This window comes from Robiginitalea myxolifaciens (assembly GCF_900115205.1).
Lineage (GTDB): Bacteria > Bacteroidota > Bacteroidia > Flavobacteriales > Flavobacteriaceae > Robiginitalea > Robiginitalea myxolifaciens.
On sequence record NZ_FOYQ01000002.1, the window covers coordinates 785,338 to 806,508 of the forward strand.

A 21,171-nucleotide genomic window follows, 5' to 3' on the forward strand; every position below is an offset into this window, starting at 1 on the left:
GTAGTCTCAGCGATTACGAAAACGGGCTCAGGCATTTTCCTTCTTGATCACGTTCAGTGCTGATCCTTCCCGGAACCAATTGATCTGCGCCTCGTTGTAAGTGTGGTTCACCTTAATTTCGTCCTGACTTCCATCGGCATGGACAATTTGAAGGGTCAACGGCTTATCTGGCGCAAAGTCTGCGATATCGATCAGGTTAAAGGTGTCGTCTTCCTGAATCTTGTCGTAATCGGCCTCATTAGCAAAGGTAAGCGCTAGCATACCCTGCTTTTTAAGGTTGGTTTCATGAATACGGGCAAAGGATTTAACCAGAACTGCAGCTACCCCTAAGTGACGCGGCTGCATGGCAGCATGCTCCCGGGACGAACCTTCTCCGTAATTGTGGTCTCCCACTACAATGGTCCGGATACCGGATTTCTTGTATGCACGTTGGGTATCGGGAACCCCGCCATATTCACCAGTGAGTTGATTCTTGACAAAGTTGGTTTTCTTGTTGTAGGCATTGACTGCCCCGATGAGCGTATTATTAGCAATATTATCGAGGTGTCCGCGAAATCGCAACCAGGGACCCGCCATGGAAATATGGTCGGTAGTACATTTCCCAAAAGCCTTGATCAATAATTTCATGCCCTGCAATTCCTCATTTTGGATGGGAATAAAGGGATCCAGTAGCTGGAGCCGTTCAGAATCATCGGCAACGATAACCTTCACAGAACTTCCGTCTTCCCGCGGGGCAATGTAGCCCGCATCTTCTACTGCAAAGCCTTCCGGGGGTAATTCATACCCTCTTGGCTCTTCGAGGCGAACCTCTTCCCCATCTTCGTTGATCAGGGTATCCGTAATCGGATTAAAATCAAGGCGGCCGGCAATGGCAATGGCTGTAACCAGCTCAGGTGACCCTACAAAGGCCAGGGTGTTCGGGTTACCGTCTGCGCGCTTGGCAAAGTTTCTGTTAAAGGAGTGAACGATCGTGTTTCTTGGACCCTGAGAAGCCTTGTCTCCGTAGCGGTCCCACATCCCGATACACGGCCCGCAGGCATTGGCAAATACGGTGGCTCCAATAGCGTCAAAAGTATCGATGAACCCATCGCGTTCGATCGTATAGCGGACTTGTTCCGAGCCCGGCGTAATCGTAAAATTCGATTTTGTTTTCAGGTTTTTCTCTGAGACCTGCTTGGCCAGAGATGCGGCCCGGCTTATATCCTCATAGGAGGAATTGGTACAAGATCCGATCAGACCATATTCCACACGCAATGGCCAATCATTTTCCCGAGCGGCTTCCGCCATTTTGGAAATAGGGGTTGCCAGGTCCGGAGTGAAAGGCCCATTGAGATGAGGCTCCAGGGTATCCAGGTTAATTTCGATTACCTGATCAAAATAATCCTCTGGTTTTTGATACACTTCTGGGTCAGCAGTGAGGTAGGAGGCTACTTCATTTGCGGCATCGGCCACGTCTGCACGTCCGGTTGCCCGCAGATAGCGATCCATTGACTCGTCATATCCAAATGTCGACGTAGTTGCCCCTACTTCCGCCCCCATATTACAGATGGTACCCTTTCCGGTACAAGACATAGAGGTAGCACCTTCGCCAAAATATTCGATAATGGCACCGGTACCTCCCTTAACAGTCAGTATATCTGCAACTTTCAGGATTACATCCTTAGGTGCCGTCCAACCAGACAGGCTGCCCGTCAGTTTTACCCCGATGAGTTTCGGGAATTTTAATTCCCAGGCCATTCCCGCCATTACATCAACGGCATCAGCACCTCCGACACCAATGGCTACCATTCCGAGGCCACCGGCATTTACAGTGTGCGAATCCGTCCCGATCATCATACCCCCGGGAAAGGCATAGTTTTCCAGGACTACCTGGTGAATGATCCCAGCCCCAGGCTTCCAGAAGCCAATGCCATACTTATTGGAAACAGACTCCAGGAAATCAAATACTTCGTTACTGGTTTCATTGGCGCGGGCCAAATCCTTATCAGCTCCAACCTTAGCCTGAATCAGGTGATCGCAATGCACGGTAGTCGGTACAGCCACCTTAGGCTTTCCTGCGTGCATGAATTGCAATAATGCCATTTGCGCAGTAGCATCCTGGCAGGCAACCCGGTCAGGGGCAAAATCGACATAATCCTTTCCTCTTGTAAAGACTTTGGACGGGGTTCCGTCCCAAAGGTGTGCGTAGAGGATTTTTTCCGCCAGGGTCAGCGGACGGCCTACCAAATCCCGGGCAGCATCTACCCTGCCGGGCATGTTTTGGTACACCTTTTTGATCATATCGATATCAAATGCCATAGTGACTTGTGTTTTTCAGAGTTACGTTGAGGCTCAAAAATACAAAATCAGGCAGGGATTTAAAAGGAAAAACAAGGGGAAAGAAAGCGAGGGCAGCTCCTGCGAAACCAGTAGCTCCAGATGGGTTATGATGGAGTGAAAAACGCCTGGGAATTAGAGCAGACGGTCAATGATAGCTGCGTCTGAAATCCCCTCAGCTTCGGCCTTGTAATTACGTAGAATCCGGTGTCTGAGAATACCGTGAGCCACAGCTTTCACATCGTCTATATCCGGAGAAAAACGCCCGGATACGGCGGCGTGTGCTTTGGCAGCCAATACCAGGTTCTGAGAAGCCCTGGGGCCCGCACCCCAATCCAGATAGGTATTTACCAGTTCTGAGGCCCCTTCTGTACCCGGACGGGTGCGCTGAGCCAATTCAACAGCGTATCGCACGACATTGTCGGGAACCGGTACACGTCGAACCAGTTGTTGGACTTCGAGAAGTTCCTCGGCTGAAAAAAGGCTGTTTACAGTAACTGTTCGGTCATCGGTAGTAGTTTCCACTACCCGGATTTCATCTTCCAGGGAAGGATATGTAAGGCTTATAGCAAACATAAAGCGGTCGAGCTGGGCCTCTGGTAGCGGATAGGTTCCTTCCTGTTCAATTGGGTTTTGCGTAGCCAGTACAAAATAAGGGCTGGGCAAGGCATAGGATTTACCCGTAATGGTTACCGCCCGCTCCTGCATGGCTTCCAAAAGCGCTGCCTGAGTTTTAGGAGGGGTACGGTTGATCTCGTCGGCCAGGATAATGTTGGCAAAAACAGGTCCTTTTACGAAGTTAAAGCGCCTGTTTTCATCCAGTATCTCACTTCCGAGGATGTCACTGGGCATTAAGTCCGGAGTAAACTGGATCCGCTTAAAATCCAGACCCAAGGCCTGGGCAATAGTCTTGACCATAAGCGTCTTGGCCAAGCCAGGCACCCCGATCAGCAAAGCGTGTCCCCCGGTATAAACCGACCAGAGAATCTGATCCACCACATCCTCCTGCCCAACAATTACCTGGGCGATTTCCGCTTTGAGTTCCCGGTGTCTTTGAACCAGGCGCTCTATGGCTGCAACATCGGACATACTATTGCTTTAGCCAGTTATTGGAAAAATCACAACTTTGGTTCGCTGCGCTAACGCTGATGTAGGTATCCTCAATATGTTCGGAAATCCAGTCCCGTATGGCTTCGAATTGTTTATTCCGCAGTGCCAGCTCCTGGATTTTCAGGTAATCCCGGGCAAAATCGGCAGGATGTTCATCGTACCGGTTGGTAACCATAAGAATTTTATAGGACGGTGGTCCCCCGCGGGGATCATCTTCAAAAATGGGATAGGAAATTTCGTTGTCCTTCAGGTTCCGCACCTGGTTGTACAAAGTTGGGTCCATCTTGGTCAATTCGAACTTGGAGTCGAAGTTTTCCGGGTTGCGCAATTGCCCACCTTCATTCTTGGTCTCTTTCTCATCCGAAAAATTCTTTGCCGCCTCGGCAAAGGTGTAGCGTCCATCGAGGATCTGCTGGCGGATGGAATCCAATTCTACCTTCGCGGCCTCCAGCGCCTCCTTGGGAATTTCCGGGCGGATCAGGATATGGCGCAAGTCCAGTTCCTGCCCGCGAACTCGCTCGATATAGATAATGTGATAGCCGAATATAGTTTCAAAAGGTTCTGAAATCTCGCCTTCGCGCAGGCTAAAAGCAACATCTTTGAACTCCTTGACAAAACTGGTCTGTCGATTGATACTGTAGAAGCCCCCGTTTGATTTAGAACCCTCGTCGTCTGTGTTCAGAATTGCCTTTACCCTAAAACTCGCCCCATTGTCTTCCACATCTTGCTTTATCCGGCGCAGGCGATCGATAACCTTCTGCTTCTCCTCTTCTGGAACTTCCGGTTTCTTGACGATCTGGGCAATTTCCAGCTCCGCTCCGAATACCGGCCGCTCGTCCTCCGGGATATCGCGGAAAAACTGCCGGACCTCCTCGGGTGTTACCTCAATTTCCCCCACAACTTCCTGCTGCATGCGCTGAGAGAGCATCTGGAGTTTATTGATCTCGTACAATTCCTCCCGCAAATCTTCCACGGTTGCCTTTTTGTAGAATTCCAGGACCTTCTCCATGGATCCGAGTCGCTGCTCGAATTGTTGCAAATACCGATCGCTCTGGGCATAGACCTCATCGTCGGAAACCAGGATACTGTCCTGAACCGCCTGGTGGGCATAGAGGCGGTCTTCCATAAGCTTTCCCAACAGACTACAATTGTCTACGTCTTCCTCTGTAGCCCCCTGCAATCTAAGATCGTAAAGCGTCTTTTCGATGTCCGAATCCAGGATTACGTAATCGCCTACTACAGCAGCGATCCCGTCGAGCTTCCTGCGAGGGCCTGCCTGGGGAGTTGTATTGAGGGCAACATCCGAAGGCTGCAGTTCCTCCATGGGAGGTTCTACTTCCGGATCGGGAATGGAATCTAGCACCTGGGCCTGAATCGAAGTCGCCAGGGTCAAAAATGCAGTGGTGCAAAAAATAGTCTTAAGGATTCTCATAAATCTGAAATTCGTTATTGCGAACAGCTTCGTCGATCAAGTCTGTCTCAAGGGCACGGAGGTACCTCATTTTTCGCCTGTTGAGCAAAACCTGAGAAAGTGTCGGACGGATGTAGGATAAAGGCGCAATTTCATTCACCGGGAGTACATCCACTATATAGGCCAAATATACCCCCCCTTCATCCTCCAACTCAATAAATTGTGATTTTTTTAAGTAGTCCCCCTCATTTTCCAGTGTCAGGGGCGGTATTTCCTGGATCACCCGGGTGGCAGGAACCCAGAGGGAATCGTTGAAGTTTAGTTTTCGGAATTGTACCCCAACGGAATCCAGGAATTGCAGGTCCTCATCCTCAAAACTTCTGAGGCGCCGGGTAACTTCGTCCCGATTCAGGAACTGCGGGGGCATTTCGATAAACCGCAAGCGAACAACCTTTTCCTTCAATCTGAAATTCTCCTGCTCCTGCTCGTAGAACGACCGCAGTTCAGCATCCGTTACAAGTGTATCGCTTTGAGCGACCAGGGCCTCCTTATAGGCTCTGGTATATAAATCGGCCCGGTAGTCGGCGATCAGGGATTCAAAGCGTTCAATTTCTTCTTCGGAAAGATTTATCTGGGCTTTTTGAAGCATCAACTGCTGAATTCCCCAGGTGGTGATCAGGTTGCTCACCAGGGCTGCGCTGTCCTGCGGACTCAAATCATCATCGATCCGCTGGGCCACATCTTCTTTATACAAATACTCCTCCCCGACACGTGCCAAAGGCGTCTTCTCAGGTTTTTTCCGCCAATAGGACTCACAGGCTGTAAAAGCCAGCAGGCACAGTAAGACGATTACGGGCAATGCATACCCCGGGGCGATGTCGGTTAGCTTGCGCATCGCGCAAAAATAATGAACTCCCCCGCTCGTGCAAACCGATCGGTAGCAGATTAACAGATTTTTAGGCCGGCTCACGTGGAATTGAACTTTATAAACTCATGGACAGGCGATACTTTTCGTAAATTGCAGAAAGCCTTTATCATGAAATATCAAACGGAAATAGTCATTGACCTGCCGCGCAGCGAGGTTTTGAAACTCCTTATGGACCAGGATAACATGAAACACTGGCAGCGCGGGCTTATGGCCTACCGTCACCTGGCTGGCAACCCGGGGGAAGAAGGGGCCCGGATGGAACTCGAGTATCAAATGGGAAAACGGCATCTGGTGATGGTGGAAACCATTCTTAAAGTAGACTTGCCGGACCAATGGCACCTCTCCTACGACACCAAAGGCGTTCACAACATCCAACGAAATTATTTTAAGGAGGAATCGCAGACCAGCACGCGTTGGATTTCTGAATCCGACTTCCAGTTTGGTAGTTTTATGATGAAGGTTATGGGCTGGTTAATGCCCGGCGCTTTCAAGAAACAATCCATGGTATACGCTCAGGACTTTAAGAATTTTGCCGAAAAAGGCACCTCTGTGGCCGAAGACAACCAATGAACAACAGCTACCAAACCAACCGGGGCAAGATCCCCTGTTCCCTTGGCATAATTTATAGCCTGTTCCTGCTCCTGCAGGCTTGCTCCGGTAATCCGGCACCTTCAGGAGATCCCCTGGACGACATTCTCAGCACGGACGATGCGTTGTTGCAACGGGTTCTGCAGGATCCGGATTCCTATGAATTGCAGATTCGGTACACGCGAATAGAACGAAAGGGAGATAGCGTGGCCTTCCAAGAATACGCTTACCGAGTTTCGGACAGCAATTATTTTTACCCGGCCAGCACGGTGAAATTTCCGATTTCCGTCCTGGCCCTTGAAAAACTCAATAGCCTCCCGGAGTACAACCGCAAGATGGATTTCTACTATGAGGGCGACTCCGTGCAACGATCATTTGAAGGGGATATCGAGGAGATCTTTGCCGTAAGCGACAACCATGCCAGCAACAGGCTTTTCGAATTCCTGGGACAAGATGCTATCAATGAAGGGCTCACCCGTCGGGGCGTTGCACCGGTACGTATTGCCCACCGCCTGGGATTTCGATGGGAAGAAATGACTACACGTCCAATTATTATTGCCGTGGCCGACTCGGTGAGCACCCAATTGCTTCCAATCGGCAATGCCCCAATACAACCGCTCGATCTACGCGGAAGTCTGAAGGGCAAAGGATTCATGGCCGGGGATTCTCTGAGAACAGAACCCTTTGATTTCAGGTTGAAAAATTACCTGCCGCTAAACAGCCTGCACGGCACATTGCAACGGGTGATTTTTCCTGAAAAATTTCCGGTATCACAGCGTTTTGCCCTCAGCGAGGACCAACGGGAGTTTTTGATGGAAGCGATGCGAATAACCCCTAGGGAACTGGGTTACGACCCCGAGACCTATCCGGATGGCTATTGCAAATTTTTCATTTTTGGAGATAGCGAGGAGCAAATTCCCGCGTCGGTGAATATCTATAACAAGGTCGGTTTCGCTTATGGCACCTTAACGGATGTCGCTTACATTCAGGACCTCGAAAACGAGGTGGAGTTTATGCTTTCGGCAACCCTGCTGGTGAATGAAAATGGGATATTCAATGATAATACCTACGAATTCGACACCGTAGGGATTCCCTTCTTAGCCGCTCTTGGCCGTGCCGTTTATAATTATGAACTGGCACATCCGCAGTCCGATTAAGAACTTCTCCGGAAGTACGCCTTTACCGATTATTTTGCCACGTGCACCGCTCGAGTCTCTCGGATTACCGTAACCTTTACCTGTCCGGGATACGTCATATCCGTCTGGATTTTCTGGGAGATCTCAAAGGAAAGCTGAGAAGCTTTTTCATCACTCACCTTCTCGCTTTCTACGATTACCCGTAATTCACGCCCGGCCTGAATGGCATAAGCCTTCTGGACGCCCCCGAATCCAAATGCGATGTCTTCGAGATCCTTTAAACGCTGGATGTAGGAATCCAACACCTGGCGACGGGCTCCGGGTCGTGCCCCGCTGATTGCATCACAAACCTGCACCACAGGGGCAATGAGTGATTTCATTTCAATTTCATCATGGTGTGCTCCGATAGCATTGCAGACATCCGGTTTTTCGCCGTATTTCTCAGCCCACTGCATCCCGAGGATGGCGTGTGGGGTTTCGATTTCGGTCTCACTACTGGGTACCTTACCGATATCGTGAAGCAGGCCGGCCCGCTTGGCCATTTTAGGATTCAAGCCTAATTCTGCCGCCATGACCCCACATAATTTTGCTACTTCCCGGCTGTGCTGCAAAAGGTTCTGACCATAGGAAGAACGGTACTTCATACGACCCACAACCCGAATCAGCTCGGGATGCAACCCATGGATACCCAATTCAATAACCGTTCGCTTACCAACTTCCAGGATTTCCTGCTCGATCTGCTTCTCGGTTTTTCGGACTACTTCCTCGATTCGCGCGGGGTGAATTCTGCCGTCCGTCACGAGTTTGTGCAGCGAAAGGCGGGCAACCTCCCGGCGTACGGAATCAAAACAGGAAAGGATAATGGCCTCTGGGGTATCGTCTACGATGATTTCCACCCCGGTTGCCGATTCCAAGGCCCGGATATTGCGACCTTCACGTCCAATAATGCGCCCTTTAACGTCGTCGGATTCCAGGTTAAAAACAGACACGCAGTTTTCCACGGCCTCCTCCGTTCCAATACGCTGAATGGTGTTTACGATGATTTTTTTGGCTTCCTGCTGTGCGGTCATCTTGGCCTCCTCCAGGGAAGACTGGAGATAACTCATGGCATCTGCTTTTGCAGTTTCCTTAAGCGACTCGAGAAGTTGCTCCTTGGCCTCTTCTGCAGAAATGCCTGAGATCACTTCTAATTGCTGTACCTGGCTGGCGTGCAACCTTTCGAGCTCCTCCTGTTTCTTCTCGTAAAAGTCCCGCTTTTTCTCTACCTCATCCAGGCGGGTAACAAGGGTCTCGTTGAGTTTTTTGTTTCTGGCCAATTCGCTGCTGACCTGGGATTCCTTATCGCGCGTCCTTTTCTGCGCCTCTTCGATTTTTTTATCCCGGTTTATAATGACCTTCTCGTGTTCCGCTTTAAGTTCAATGAACTTTTCTTTGGCCTGAAGTATTTTGTCTTTTTTGATGTTCTCACCTTCGCTACGGGCGTCTTTGAGGATGGAAGCTGCTTCCTTCTTGGCGGAATCTATGGTCTTTGACGCCTGTCCTTTTTCGAGCAATTTCGCAATTGCGAAGCCTATGAGTAAGCCCAGAGCCAGGGCAATAATACCCGTTGTTATATCCATTGGTGTTGGTTTAATATTCAGCGGCCCGGACAGCAATGGCCATCTCAAACAATAAAAAAGCCCACATCGGTTGAGTTTTGTACAAACTCCTATAAACAGGTTTAGGGCTACCAGGCTGATCAAGGATCCTTTCGAGAAGGCGTGCTTTTACAACCTAAACTCACCCTTTCTAATTGAAATAGTGTTGAGTTTGTCAAAAAATAATACCAATGTGGGCAGTATCGTTTGCGTATGTAAATGAACTTAAAGCTGGCTCAATTCAGATCCAAGCATTTCTCCTAAGGCCTTTAACCGGCCCAGGGCTTCTTCCTGGTCTTCATCTTTATCTATGTCGCGCTGCTCGTATTTAGAAGCAAACTGTAAGGCACACATGGCCAGTACATCCTGCTTGTCGCGCACGGCATAATTCTGTTCAAACTTTTTGGCGAGTTGCTCAATGTTCTTTGCCGCTTTCCGGAGTCCTTCCTCCTGGGAAGGGTCTATGGTTAACGGGTATACGCGATCCGCAATGGATAGCTTTATTTTGAGCCTCTCGTCCATATTTAAACGCTCTGGTTATTCTGAAAGTTGAACGATACAATGGTCCAACTCCCGGATTAACGCATTTATTTTGAGCTTGGCTTCTCTTTTATTTGTTTCACTGCCCAGCATCGATTCGGCCAGCTTGAGGGATTCGTACTTCTCTTCCCAGACTCTGGCGGCGCTCAGGGCCTCCTGATTGGCGCTTTTAAGCTCCTGTAATTCCCGTTGCAGATCAGAATTCCGCTGCTTAAGTAACTGTACTTTATGCAGCATTTTGCTAATCTTGTTTTCCAGGGAATCAACGATTTCGACCCATTCGCTCACGTTGCTTTTCCTTCGATGCGTTCTAACAAAGATAAGAAACCTGATCGAATACTCTCACAAATTCCAAGCATCAAATTCCGGGCCGAGCGACCAAAATTGGTCCGGTGGACCAATTTTAGTGAGGAGCCAGCAGGTGCGCTGGCCATTTAAAGCTGCTTCAGCAGCAAATTCCAAGAACCAATTTCTAACCAACTGTTTCTCTTTTGCGCTTCGAATCCCTAATTTTGTCCGAAAGCGACTCAAATTTGCCCCAACTCTACAACATGATGCGGCTGGTAGCACTTGTGCTTTTCTTTTGCAGCCAGCTTACATTCGCCCAGGTCCAGCCCCAGGATACTGATTTCAGATCACCGGTAGACATTCCGTTGATCCTCGCCGGTACTTTTGGAGAACTACGATCGAATCATTTCCACGCCGGACTGGACATAAAAACACAGCAGCGACAGGGGCTTCCGGTATACGCCATTGCTGATGGAACGGTTAGCAGGATCAAGATTAGTCATTGGGGATACGGAAAAGTGCTCTATGTAGCCCATCCCAATGGATATACTTCGGTATATGCTCACCTGCAGAAGTTTTCTCCGGAGATTGAAGCCTACATCCGCAAACTTCAATACGAAAAACGCTCCTATGAAATCGAGGTGTTTCCAGATTACGGCACCCTCCCATTAAATAAAGGAGAATTGATTGCCTACAGCGGGAATACCGGGGGATCTTCCGGACCCCATCTGCATTTTGAAATCCGAAATAGCGCCAACGAACGCCCGCAGAATCCATTGTTGTTTGGGATGGAAGTTCGGGATGCAACCAACCCAACGCTGGTAGATGCTTATGCCTATCCATTATCCCCGGATGCCCAGGTCAATGGCAGTGCCAGCCGCATAGAAATTGCATTTAGCAGGCAGGCCGATGGCACCTATCTGTCGGATACACTACAGGCTTCAGGAAGGCTTGGTTTTGGGGTTAAAGCCTATGATCGTCAGGATTTGGCCGCCAATCACAACGGGGTATACCGGGTTATTCAGCGTGTTAATGGTACCCCATACACCGATTTGGTTTTCAATGGCTATTCGTTTACCGAAGACCGGCAGATTAATACTCTGATCGATTATCCCTACTATGCCCGGCACAACAGCAGGATTCTGAAGTGTTTCAAAGATTCCGGCAACCGCCTTAGCCTTTATGAAAACGATTATCAGGATGGCATGGTAACCATTCGTCCTGGCAGCCAGTCGCTGGTTGAGATTGAACTTTCCGATCAGGCCGGCAATGCCACTTTATTGCGCATCCCGGTTACCGGCAAGGTACTTCCCGTACAGAATCCGAAGCCCGAAGTGCAATCGGCCTATTTTATTCGGGCCAGTAAACCCTCTAGTTTTGATCTCGGTAAGGTTAAAGTTTATTTCCCGGCAGAAAGTTTCTATGAGGACACCTCCCTGGATCTGCAGGTCGATGGGGATAACTTCAAAATCCACGAAGCCAACATCCCCCTGCATCGCAACTATACCCTGACTTTTGAGGTGGATGACATTCCTGAAGCGGAGCGTGCCAGCACATTTATTGCGCGGCTCGACGGTCGTGGAAGGCCACAGTACGCGAGAACTTTTCGAAGGGGCAATACCTTCACGACCCGTACCCGTAATCTGGGGACCTATACCCTGGCACAGGATACCGTGCCTCCAAAGATCAAACCGCGGAATTTCAAGGCCGGGCAATGGCTAACAAACTATCGTTACCTGAGTCTCACAATCTCAGACGACCTCAGCGGGATTTCCAGCTATTCGGCTACCATCAATGGGCGTTGGGTCCTGATGGAATACGAACCCAAACTCCGAACCATAACCTATACCTTCGACGATAAAATCGGAGAAGACCGGCAAAGCAAGCTCGAAGTTGTAGTCACAGATAACTGCGGTAACAAAAGCACGTACGAAGCCACAATATTCAGACGGTAATCGCCTGTTTTAGTGCCATTTCCGCTTGACCTGTTAGCGCATACTTCCGTACCTTTACAAAATCATTAATTACACATCCGAAGTTGCGTATTACCGTCATTTTAGTGTTGCTGCTCTTTACCGCATTCCCTCAAATAGGAAATGCTCAGAAGGATATTTTTCTCAGCAATCGTTTTGAACAACTCAGTGAGGATCACAAGATCCTCGCGATCCTCCCCTTCTTTTCCCGATTAGACCTGGACGAAGAACTCAGCGAAAGCGAGCTTAAACGCCTGGAAGAAAAAGAAGGATATGCAGTACAGGAGGCCCTGGAGCATTATTTCGGCAGGGGTCGCAAACGCAAAAAGTTTACTGTTGAATTTCAGAATGCCGATGACACCAATGCGCTGTTGCGTCGTAATAACATCGACTACAGCAATATAGACCGGTATACGATCAAGGAACTGAGTGAATTGCTGGGAGTCGACGGAATAATTAGTGGAAACCTTGACGTAAACATCTTGCTTTCAGATGGGCTGCCTTCGGACTACAGTTTCCTGGATTATATTCTTGGAGATGCCAACTACGGTCGCATTGGAATTAAAATCAGCGATGGCAATTCGGGCAAATTACTCTGGAAATACGAGCAGGAAATTAGTCGTAAATCCGGCAAGAATACCGAGGAACTCATCGATAAGATGATGAAAAAAGCTACCCGGAAATTTCCCTATGACAAAGAAGGCCGTCGTGCCTTGCGCTAGCCCAACGCCGATTCGGGAGCTTTGCAAAACTCCTTTAAAACAGCAATAGCATAATCCAGGTCTTCCCGCTTGGTGTAATGGGAAAAAGACATGCGCAGGGATGGCTTCTGTTTTTCTGCCTCGCTTAATATCTCATTGAGTACATGAGAGCCTCCGGTACTGCCCGACTGGCAGGCACTTCCCTTGGAACATGCAATTCCCTGCAGATCCAGATGGAACAAAAGCATTCGCGCTCCACTTTCATTTAAGGGGAGCCTGAAATTAACCAGGGTGTAAGTGCTTTTTTCGAGATCGCCTGAGCAACCGTTGAATTGCACCCCTGGGACTGCTTCCTTCAAAGCTTCAATAAAATAGGTTTTCAGGCCTGAGACATAGGCACTTTCCTCCTCCAGCCGGTCATAGGCCAAATCAAAGGCAGTTTCCAACCCGACAATATTGTGGTAGGGCTCTGTTCCGGCCCGATAACCTCGTTCCTGAGATCCACCCATTATGAGCGACCCTAAGCCCGTTTGTTTTCGGATATACGCAAACCCTACCCCTTTAGGACCGTGGAATTTGTGGGCGGCAGCGGTGGCGAAATCGAGGGGAAGCTCCTCCAGATTCATGGGATAGTGGCCAATGGACTGTACCGTATCGGAGTGAAATAGCGCATTGTATTGCGCACAAAGCGAACCTACTGCCTGCAGGTCGAGCAGGGTTCCTATTTCGTTATTCACATGCATCAGGCTCACCAGTTTTTTACGCTCATCTTCGGATAGCAAAGCTTCCAGGGCGGCGAGATCCGGATTTCCCGTTGCATCTACAGGCACAAATTCCAGACGAATATCATATTCTTGCGCCAGTGCCTCTGCGGTATGCAATACAGCATGATGTTCGATACGTGAGGTAATCAGGGTCTGAATTCCCAAATCGCGAACGGCGCACCGCAGGATCATATTGTCGGCCTCGGTTCCCCCGGAAGTAAAAATGATTTCTCCCGGCTTAACACCCATACGTGCCGCAATGGATTTACGCGCTTTTTCAATTCCCGTCCTTGCCTTTCGTCCAAAGGCATGGGTTGAGGAAGGGTTTCCGTAGCAATCTGCCAACGCATCCTGCATGGCAGTTATCACCTCTTGCCGCAGCGGGGTTGTGGCCGCATTATCCAGGTAAACATGACGCATAATATCCTGTTTTTGTACGGGAAAAATAGCCTTTTTCTCCGGCTTCAAAAGTATCGAATTCTCGCTTCCTTTCCTAAAATTACCCTAAGCCCGGACATTTTAATGAAGGCTTTGTGATATCTTTGGAACCATGAGAAAAATCCTGTTCTCCATTTGTTTTATGGTCCTTGCCGGATGTTCGGAGGCCGATTTACAAATAGAGGAAATCAATTTCGACGATGAGAGCGTAGCCTTCTGTGGTACCTTGAGCACAGAGACAGAGTTGTTTTTCAAAATAGACGGGACGGAAGCCCTGATATTAAATCTGGGAACCGGATTATTGCGCAATGAAGCTTCGGACGGCACCCTGACCAGCGCCGTTCCCGGCAATTCACAATTGACCTATCGGATTTTTACCGATAACGTGGCTGCCAATTATTTTTGTGATGACATTCCACCTGCCACCCCCAGCGTCCTCGAGGAGATTACTGCAACGGAAGGGGAGGTTCGCATCACTACCATTCAGGACCAAACCGACACCCTTCGCTTTGACCACACCATTGAGCTGGCCGGAGTCACTTTTGTAAATGCTGCCGGGGAGCGTCTCACCAATCTTACAGTTACCGATTTCGGGACTATCACAACATTTGCGACATCCCAATAGCACTAGCCTTATCTGCCGGAAGCCCTTTAGGAGAAAGCAGATTGGGGAATAAATACTTCGAGCGCACCCTGTCCGAAAGTACGGTAATCGGCCTGGTTAAAAGAGATTTCCGGATACCGGCGCAGCAGCGTTTCTAACTCCGATTTGAGCACCCCGGTTCCCACTCCATGAATAAAAACCAGGTGCTGAATTCGCTTGCGCAAGGCAAATTCAAGCATCCTCCGGGCCTCTTCTATTTGCCGGTCCAGCAATTCATATGCATCGGGAAAATTCTTTTGGGGGAATAACTTTTCGGCATGCAAATCTACCACTACAGGCGGATCCTGCCCCTTTTTCTTCCGGGATTGGGTTGGATTTTTACGTTTAGGGGAGTCCCCCTCCTTAAGGGAAGGATTTACCGTCCCCGACAGATGTTCCCGGGCAGCGTTATCGGGTAAACGTATTAAATCCGCCGACGCAACTTCCAATTCAAATCCATCCGAAGACAAAAAGGTAATGCTCGTGTCGTCAATGGCAATAACCTTTCCCTCGAGTGGTTCGTCCAGCAATTGGACCCTGTCCCCTATTTGGAATGTGTTATTCATGCCCGAATGCAATAGCCGCAACGCATTTGAAAAACAAAAAGTTTTGTTTCCATTGCTCAAAAATAGTGGTATTTTCGGGGGAATAACACAACCTTTCGATGCTGTTGACGCATATTACATTGGGGTTGCCCACAGAAGATCAAATGCTTCCTTGCCTGAGCAAACAACTTCTGGATTTGGAGTGCCCGGGCTGTGGGTTACAGCGTTCCGTGGTGCTGTTATTGCAGGGCGAAGTCAAGGCCTCTTTCCTGATGTACCCGGGACTCTATCCCCTGATACTGCTATTTGCGTTAATCGTATTCGATCGTATTTTTAACCTATCCTTCGGACAGCGCGGTATTGCCTTTTTAGGACTGCTGACCGTGGGAACCATACTGACCAACTTTATCATTCGCTTAATCCTATAATAACCAATACTTATGGAACAGGAACAAGAACAAAAGAAATTACCTAATGTTACCATTGCAATAGTCCTTCCCATCCTGGGTTACCTCTGTTGTTGTCTTGGAGGGCTGCCCGCAATCCTATTAGGTGGAGGCGGGATGCTTATTCTGAAAAAGAGCTATGCCTCTCTGGGGGAAGACGCTGTAAATGCCTACAACTACAAAGAGTGGAAAACCGCAAGGATCTTGAATATCATTGCACTGGTCCTCGGGGTATTAATGCTGATTCGCTGGATTTACGTCATCTATACCGGTGGCGGATGGAGCGAATTCTGGTCCATGGTCATGGAGCAATACCAGGAAGCCTTAGAACAATCTCAACAATAACTTAAACCAACTTTTATGTCAGATCAACTTGAACCACAAAAGCCCTCGAACTATCTGGCGCTCGCCATTATCTGTACCGTGTGTTGCTGCCTGCCCGCAGGAATTGTAAGCATTGTATACGCTGCGAGGGTCAATGAGACCTTTGCCCGGGGTGAATATGAACTCGCCGAGAAATATTCCAGCAATGCCAAAACCTGGGGTATTGTTGGCCTTGTGGTAGGTGGAATCGGTGTTATTATTTATCTGGCACTGTTTGGCTTTGGATTCTTTGCCGCATTGATGGAGAATGGTGGCCAGTTTTAATACGCGTAAATACTATATTTTCGGGGCAGTCGGAATTTTACTCCTGCTGCCCCTTTATTATTTCTGGAATCCCGAAGGAGGGGCCTTCCCAGCCTGTCCTTTTGAGCGTCTTACCGGACTTTTTTGTACGGGATGCGGGAGCCAGCGCGCCTTGCACGACTTGCTGCACGGCGATATTGCCGGTAGTTTCGGGCACAACCTTTTGTTTCCACCAGCTATCCTTCTCCTGGTAGGTCATTTCGGAAATCGCATCTTGTATGTAAAGGGGAAGTCGCTGTGGAAAAGCCCGCTAGACGGGCGCTACGCCCCGGCCATCCTTCTTGGGGTTGTACTTGTTTTCACTGTGCTCAGGAATATCCCCGGCCAACCCTTTTCCTTTTTGGCTCCTTAGATCCGGATCAATTGGCTACTTCGCTCATAAATTTTAAGCGATAGAGCCGCAACTCATCATCTTCGTATTCCCCATCGAATTCTTCCATGGCTGCATCGATATTATCCGATTCCGCTTCCAGGAAATAATCGTGGATTTCTTCCTGCTGGTCCTCATCCAGAATTTCGTCGATATAATAGCTCAGGTCGAGCTTTGTACCGCTAAAAACAATCTGCTCCATGGCCTTGACCAGTTCTCCAAGCTCGAGGCCTTTGGCAGAGGCGATATCATCTAAGGGTAGCTTGCGATCTACATTCTGAATTATGTAGAGCTTCAAGCCGGAATTGGCCCCGGTACTCTTGACGACGAGATCTTCGGGCCTCGTAATATCGTTCTCTTCGACGTACTTGGCGATTAGCTGAATAAAGGGCTTGCCGTATTTCTTTGCCTTCCCCTCGCCCACTCCGTGAACGTTCACCAGTTCGTCCATGGTAACCGGATATTTGAGCGCCATATCTTCCAGGGAAGGGTCCTGAAAAATTACAAAGGGAGGCACCCCGAGCTTGTCTGCTTCAGCCTTTCGCAGTTTTCGAAGCAGGGATAACAACTGCCCGTCGCCCGTTCCTGCCTTGGGTTTCGCTCCCGCCTTGACCCCGCCTTCGGCGTCGGTTTCAAAGCGATGATCACGGGTCATCATAAAAGAACCCGGCGATTGCAGAAATTCCTTTCCCGCTTTGGTGACATGCAGGATGCCGTACTGCTCAATTTCCTTATGGAGTAATCCCGCCACTAAAACCTGGCGAATCAGCGCCATCCAATAATGCTTGTCACGCTCCGATCCACTGCCGAAAACCTCTTTTTCTTCAGTTTTATGAGCAGAAATCAGGGCGTTGGATTTTCCAACAAGAGTTTTGACGATCTCCTTAGCTTTAAACTTTTCATTGGTCTGCTTCACCGCCTGCAGCAGCTTCACCACTTCGTCACCGGCTTCTTCTTTTGGTTTGGGATTGCGGACATTGTCGTCCATATCCGCTCCTGCTCCGTTGACCTCATCGAATTCCTCCCCAAAGTAATGCAGGATAAATTTGCGCCGGGACATGGAAGTTTCGGCATAGGCAACGATTTCCTGTAACAAAGCATTTCCGATCTCCTGCTCGGCTACCGGCTTTCCGGCCATAAATTTTTCAAGCTTTTCGACGTCCTTATATGAGTAGAAGGCCAGACAATGTCCTTCGCCTCCATCCCGGCCGGCACGACCGGTTTCCTGATAATAACTTTCAATACTTTTCGGAATGTCGTGGTGGATAACATAGCGGACATCGGGCTTGTCTATCCCCATGCCAAAGGCAATAGTTGCAACTACCACATCCACTTCTTCCATCAGGAACATATCCTGATATTTGGAGCGTGTCTTGGCATCAAATCCGGCATGGTAAGGAACAGCGCTGACCCCGTTTACCTGTAATACCTGGGCGAGTTCCTCTACCCGTTTACGACTCAGACAGTAGATAATCCCGGACTTCCCGCTGTTCTTTTTGACAAACCGAATAATATCGGCGTCGACATCCTGATTCTTGGGGCGAACCTCGTAGAAGAGATTAGGCCGGTTAAAAGATGCCTTAAATACCTTGGCCTTAGGTATCCCGAGGTTCTTCAGGATATCCTCCTGTACCTTAGGGGTAGCCGTTGCGGTCAAAGCAATCAAGGGAATATTATCCCCAAGCCGATTGATAATTGATCTGAGGTTGCGATACTCTGGCCGGAAATCATGGCCCCATTCCGAAATACAGTGCGCCTCATCGATGGCGACAAAAGAAATATGGACCCCTTTCAGAAATTCGACATAATCTTCCTTGGTCAGGGATTCCGGTGCAACATAGAGTAATTTGGTGACGCCGTTTGAGATATCTTCCATGACCTGCCGAACCTCGGCCTTGGTCAGGGAAGAATTCAGAACATGGGCTATTCCCTCGTTCTCTGAAATCCCGCGGATCGCATCGACCTGATTCTTCATAAGCGCGATCAACGGAGACACCACAATGGCCGTTCCCTTTTCGATCAATGCGGGTAACTGATAGCAAAGCGATTTCCCGCCACCGGTTGGCATGATTACAAAGGTGTCATTGCCCTGGAGGATGTTTTGGATTACGTCCTCCTGCAGTCCTTTGAACTGGGAAAATCCGAAAAACTTCTTTAAAGATGCCTTGAGATCGATTTCTTTCAATGTCATTCCTCAGGGGGTTTTACCAAAGTGGCGCGAGGGAGCCTTTATCTTCATCAATTGCGTGATAATAGCAGGCTTGGCAATTGAGGTGAATTGCGCAAGGGCGGCGCAAATTCTTAATCGTAATTGCGTATTTTTGTTTTCTTAAATATAGTGGTTTCTTTTTGAAAACGCTTCAATTTTATGTCGTTTTTAAGGATATCCACCCCCTGCTAAACCAGCCCTCGAGCCTTGAAAGAAAGTAACGCTATTCTGGAACTGGCCCGGCGTACCATCGCCGCGGAAAGCCAGGCCATTGCCCACCTCTCCGAACTGCTTACGGATGATTTTGCTGAAGCTGTACACCAAATCCTACAGGCAAAAGGCCGGGTGGTCATCACCGGAGTTGGAAAAAGTGCAATTATCGCTTCCAAGGTAGTCGCCACCCTGAATTCCACAGGAACCCCGAGCATCTTTATGCATGCCGCCGATGCCATCCACGGCGATTTGGGAACCATCCAAAAACACGATGTCGTCATCTGCATTTCAAAAAGCGGGGACACCCCGGAAATCAAAATGCTGGTGCCGCTCATTAAGAAAGGCGGGAATACCCTGATTGGTATGACCGGCAATCCGGAATCCTTTTTGGGACTGCAATCCGACTACGTCCTGAATTCCTACGTGGCCGAAGAAGCTTGTCCCAATAACCTGGCTCCTACCACAAGTACCACTGCCCAGTTAGTTCTGGGCGATGCCCTGGCAATTTGCCTATTGGATCTGCGCGGCTTTGGCAGCAGCGACTTTGCCCGCTTCCATCCTGGAGGGACCCTGGGTAAGCGACTCTACTTGCGTGTTAGCGATGTAGTAGCTCAGAATCAGGTACCCCAAGTATCCGGAGACACCCCCGTCAAGGACGCCATTGTTGAGATTTCCAAGAAAATGCTGGGCGTTACCGCAGTGCTCGAAGGCGAAGAAATCACAGGTATCATTACGGATGGGGATATCCGTAGGATGCTGAACAAACACGACAACATCAGCGATTTAAGCGCCCGTGACATCATGACCAGCAACCCAAAAACGATCGACGGGGAACAGTTGGCCGTTAAGGCCCTGGAGCAAATGCAGGAATTTGGTATTTCCCAGTTGCTCGCCGTAGCCGATGGAAAGTATCTCGGTGTTGTCCATTTGCACAATCTGATCAAAGAAGGCATCCTCTAACAAAATATTCATGGCTCAAAACCAAAAAGACCCCAATGAAATGTCCTTCCTGGATCACCTGGAAGAGTTGCGCTGGCATTTAATCCGATCTACTCTGGTTATTGTGATTATTGGCGTTGTGGCTTTTTTAATGAAGGATTTCATTTTTGACACCATCATATTCGGGCCAAAAAAAATGAGCTTTCCAACCTACCGTTTGTTCTGTGATATTGCCACAAAAATTGGTCTGGATTCTGCATTTTGCGCAGATTCCCTCCCCTTTACCATTCAAAACCGGACCATGGCCGGGCAGTTCTCTGCACATATCTGGACTTCGATTTGGGCTGGTTTTATTGTTGGTTTCCCCTACCTGCTCTACGAGATGTGGAAGTTTATCAGCCCCGGGCTTTATGAGAAAGAACGCAAATATTCCCGCGGGTTTATCCTGGTAGCCTCCCTGCTCTTCTTTTTGGGTGTATTATTTGGGTATTATGTGGTAGCCCCCCTGTCGATCAATTTTCTGGGAACCTACCAGGTTAGCCAGGAAGTTGCCAATGAGATTGATATCAGTTCTTTCATTTCCACAGTGCGGGCATCGGTTATTGCCTGTGGGATCATGTTTGAACTGCCTATCATAATCTACTTCCTGACCAAGGTAGGCCTGGTTACTCCGGATTTTCTAAAGAAGTATCGCAAGATTGCCCTGGTAATTGTCTTGATTCTATCTGCGGTGATCACACCACCCGATGTGGCCAGTCAAATCATTGTTGCCGTACCGGTACTCATCCTGTATCAGGTGAGTATCTACATTTCCAAGGTGGTTATCCGCAGAGAGGAAAAAGCCCGAAAAAAGGCCGCTAAGGCATAATTAACATTAAGGACACTATATCCCATGTCAAATCCTGTCGAAGAATTCAGCGCCTATCGCGAGCGCATGAATGAGAAACTACTCGAGAGCAATAGCAAATTAATAAAGCGCATCTTTAACCTCGACACCCATGCCTATGCCCCGGGGGCCCTGGACGTTAAAACCAAGGAATTTCTCGGGTTGGTGGCTTCGGCTGTTTTACGCTGTGATGACTGTATCCGCTACCACCTGCAAACCCTTCATTCCAATGGAGCCACCAAGCAGGAGGTAATGGAGAGTCTGGGGATTGCGACCTTGGTAGGAGGAACCATTGTTATTCCCCATTTGCGTCGCGCTTACGAATTCTGGGAAGCCCTGGAAGCACAAGAGGCAGGTTAAAATCTTGTCAAATCCAATCACGGTACACCTTAAAAACTGTAGG

22 protein-coding genes and 1 other RNA gene are annotated in these 21,171 nt (G+C 48.9%); 12 read left to right on the plus strand and 11 right to left on the minus strand.

Annotated features, from left to right (window positions below; all coding sequences use genetic code 11):
* Positions 1 to 27: 27 nt before the first annotated feature.
* From BM318_RS11475 to BM318_RS11490, 4 genes are all read right to left on the minus strand, one after another.
* Entirely contained in the window at positions 28 to 2,298 is a 2,271-nt protein-coding gene (locus tag BM318_RS11475) for an aconitate hydratase (protein ID WP_092982743.1), read from the minus strand.
* 153 nt (positions 2,299 to 2,451) lie between these two features.
* A complete protein-coding gene (locus BM318_RS11480; protein ID WP_092982744.1) occupies positions 2,452 to 3,405 on the minus strand; it encodes an AAA family ATPase in 954 nt (317 codons plus the stop codon).
* Between the two features lies 1 nt (position 3,406).
* Positions 3,407 to 4,858, minus strand: coding sequence for a peptidylprolyl isomerase (locus BM318_RS11485; protein WP_092982745.1), 1,452 nt, complete (start codon positions 4,856 to 4,858; stop codon positions 3,407 to 3,409).
* Entirely contained in the window at positions 4,845 to 5,732 is an 888-nt protein-coding gene (locus BM318_RS11490) for a peptidylprolyl isomerase (RefSeq protein WP_092982746.1), read from the minus strand. Before BM318_RS11490 ends, BM318_RS11485 begins: the two co-directional genes overlap by 14 nt.
* 141 nt (positions 5,733 to 5,873) lie before the next feature.
* Between BM318_RS11490 and BM318_RS11495 the strand changes: the two genes are divergently transcribed.
* Both BM318_RS11495 and BM318_RS11500 read left to right on the plus strand, forming a co-directional pair.
* Positions 5,874 to 6,335: an SRPBCC family protein gene (locus tag BM318_RS11495; protein ID WP_092983509.1), complete on the plus strand. Its 462-nt coding sequence runs from the start codon at positions 5,874 to 5,876 to the stop codon at positions 6,333 to 6,335.
* Positions 6,332 to 7,510 (plus strand): serine hydrolase, encoded by a 1,179-nt coding sequence (locus BM318_RS11500; RefSeq protein WP_092982747.1) that lies wholly within the window; start codon positions 6,332 to 6,334, stop codon positions 7,508 to 7,510. Before BM318_RS11495 ends, BM318_RS11500 begins: the two co-directional genes overlap by 4 nt.
* 29 nt (positions 7,511 to 7,539) lie before the next feature.
* On the opposite strand, the gene rny is transcribed toward BM318_RS11500, so the two are convergent.
* The 4 genes from rny to BM318_RS11520 all read right to left on the minus strand — a co-directional run bounded on the left by rny (position 7,540) and on the right by BM318_RS11520 (position 9,954).
* Positions 7,540 to 9,108, minus strand: a complete 1,569-nt coding sequence (rny, locus tag BM318_RS11505) for a ribonuclease Y (RefSeq protein ID WP_092982748.1) — start codon at positions 9,106 to 9,108, stop codon at positions 7,540 to 7,542.
* A gap of 83 nt (positions 9,109 to 9,191) precedes the next feature.
* Positions 9,192 to 9,298, minus strand: a non-coding RNA gene (ssrS, locus tag BM318_RS11510) — 6S RNA.
* A 53-nt stretch (positions 9,299 to 9,351) separates the two neighbouring features.
* A complete protein-coding gene (locus BM318_RS11515) occupies positions 9,352 to 9,648 on the minus strand; it encodes a cell division protein ZapA (protein WP_092982749.1) in 297 nt (98 codons plus the stop codon).
* Between the two features lie 15 nt (positions 9,649 to 9,663).
* On the minus strand, positions 9,664 to 9,954 hold the full coding sequence (locus BM318_RS11520; protein ID WP_092982750.1) for a cell division protein ZapB: 291 nt from the start codon (positions 9,952 to 9,954) through the stop codon (positions 9,664 to 9,666).
* Between the two features lie 245 nt (positions 9,955 to 10,199).
* Between BM318_RS11520 and BM318_RS11525 the strand changes: the two genes are divergently transcribed.
* Together BM318_RS11525 and BM318_RS11530 are read left to right on the plus strand one after the other, a co-directional pair.
* Complete coding sequence (locus BM318_RS11525) at positions 10,200 to 11,909, plus strand: M23 family metallopeptidase (protein WP_245759815.1); 1,710 nt, start codon at positions 10,200 to 10,202, stop codon at positions 11,907 to 11,909.
* Between the two features lie 83 nt (positions 11,910 to 11,992).
* Entirely contained in the window at positions 11,993 to 12,649 is a 657-nt protein-coding gene (locus BM318_RS11530) for a DUF4136 domain-containing protein (protein ID WP_092982751.1), read from the plus strand.
* Here the strand turns inward: BM318_RS11530 and BM318_RS11535 are convergent.
* A complete protein-coding gene (locus BM318_RS11535) occupies positions 12,646 to 13,812 on the minus strand; it encodes a cysteine desulfurase family protein (protein WP_092983511.1) in 1,167 nt (388 codons plus the stop codon). The genes BM318_RS11530 and BM318_RS11535 overlap by 4 nt on opposite strands.
* 130 nt (positions 13,813 to 13,942) lie before the next feature.
* Here BM318_RS11535 and BM318_RS11540 point away from each other — a divergent pair, with 130 nt between their 5' ends.
* Positions 13,943 to 14,455: a hypothetical protein gene (locus BM318_RS11540; protein ID WP_092982752.1), complete on the plus strand. Its 513-nt coding sequence runs from the start codon at positions 13,943 to 13,945 to the stop codon at positions 14,453 to 14,455.
* Positions 14,456 to 14,481: 26 nt separating this feature from the next.
* Here BM318_RS11540 and BM318_RS11545 read toward each other — a convergent pair whose 3' ends face one another.
* The gene (locus tag BM318_RS11545; protein WP_092982753.1) at positions 14,482 to 15,039 is read right to left on the minus strand and encodes a Smr/MutS family protein; all 558 of its coding nucleotides are present in this window, start codon (positions 15,037 to 15,039) and stop codon (positions 14,482 to 14,484) included.
* A gap of 98 nt (positions 15,040 to 15,137) precedes the next feature.
* On the opposite strand from BM318_RS11545, the gene BM318_RS11550 reads away from it, so the two are divergent.
* From BM318_RS11550 to BM318_RS11565, 4 genes are read left to right on the plus strand one after another with little or no spacing between them, the layout of a single operon-like run.
* Positions 15,138 to 15,446 (plus strand): DUF2752 domain-containing protein, encoded by a 309-nt coding sequence (locus tag BM318_RS11550; RefSeq protein ID WP_092982754.1) that lies wholly within the window; start codon positions 15,138 to 15,140, stop codon positions 15,444 to 15,446.
* Positions 15,447 to 15,458: 12 nt separating this feature from the next.
* Positions 15,459 to 15,809 (plus strand): CCC motif membrane protein, encoded by a 351-nt coding sequence (locus tag BM318_RS11555; protein WP_177218306.1) that lies wholly within the window; start codon positions 15,459 to 15,461, stop codon positions 15,807 to 15,809.
* Between the two features lie 15 nt (positions 15,810 to 15,824).
* Positions 15,825 to 16,112 carry a CD225/dispanin family protein gene (locus BM318_RS11560; protein WP_092982755.1) on the plus strand — a complete coding sequence of 96 codons (288 nt, stop codon included), beginning with the start codon at positions 15,825 to 15,827 and terminating at the stop codon, positions 16,110 to 16,112.
* Positions 16,096 to 16,503, plus strand: coding sequence for a DUF2752 domain-containing protein (locus tag BM318_RS11565; RefSeq protein ID WP_092982756.1), 408 nt, complete (start codon positions 16,096 to 16,098; stop codon positions 16,501 to 16,503). The genes BM318_RS11560 and BM318_RS11565 overlap by 17 nt, the downstream gene beginning before the upstream one ends.
* A 7-nt stretch (positions 16,504 to 16,510) precedes the next feature.
* On the opposite strand, the gene recQ is transcribed toward BM318_RS11565, so the two are convergent.
* Positions 16,511 to 18,712: a DNA helicase RecQ gene (gene recQ / locus BM318_RS11570; protein WP_092982757.1), complete on the minus strand. Its 2,202-nt coding sequence runs from the start codon at positions 18,710 to 18,712 to the stop codon at positions 16,511 to 16,513.
* A 225-nt stretch (positions 18,713 to 18,937) separates the two neighbouring features.
* Here recQ and BM318_RS11575 point away from each other — a divergent pair, with 225 nt between their 5' ends.
* Genes BM318_RS11575 through BM318_RS11585 form a run of 3 tightly spaced genes read left to right on the plus strand, consistent with a single transcriptional unit; the run spans position 18,938 to position 21,128 of the window.
* The gene (locus tag BM318_RS11575) at positions 18,938 to 19,903 is read left to right on the plus strand and encodes a KpsF/GutQ family sugar-phosphate isomerase (protein ID WP_092982758.1); all 966 of its coding nucleotides are present in this window, start codon (positions 18,938 to 18,940) and stop codon (positions 19,901 to 19,903) included.
* Between the two features lie 10 nt (positions 19,904 to 19,913).
* Positions 19,914 to 20,750 (plus strand): twin-arginine translocase subunit TatC, encoded by an 837-nt coding sequence (gene tatC, locus BM318_RS11580; RefSeq protein ID WP_092982759.1) that lies wholly within the window; start codon positions 19,914 to 19,916, stop codon positions 20,748 to 20,750.
* Between the two features lie 24 nt (positions 20,751 to 20,774).
* Positions 20,775 to 21,128, plus strand: coding sequence for a carboxymuconolactone decarboxylase family protein (locus tag BM318_RS11585; RefSeq protein WP_092982760.1), 354 nt, complete (start codon positions 20,775 to 20,777; stop codon positions 21,126 to 21,128).
* Positions 21,129 to 21,171 lie beyond the last annotated feature (43 nt).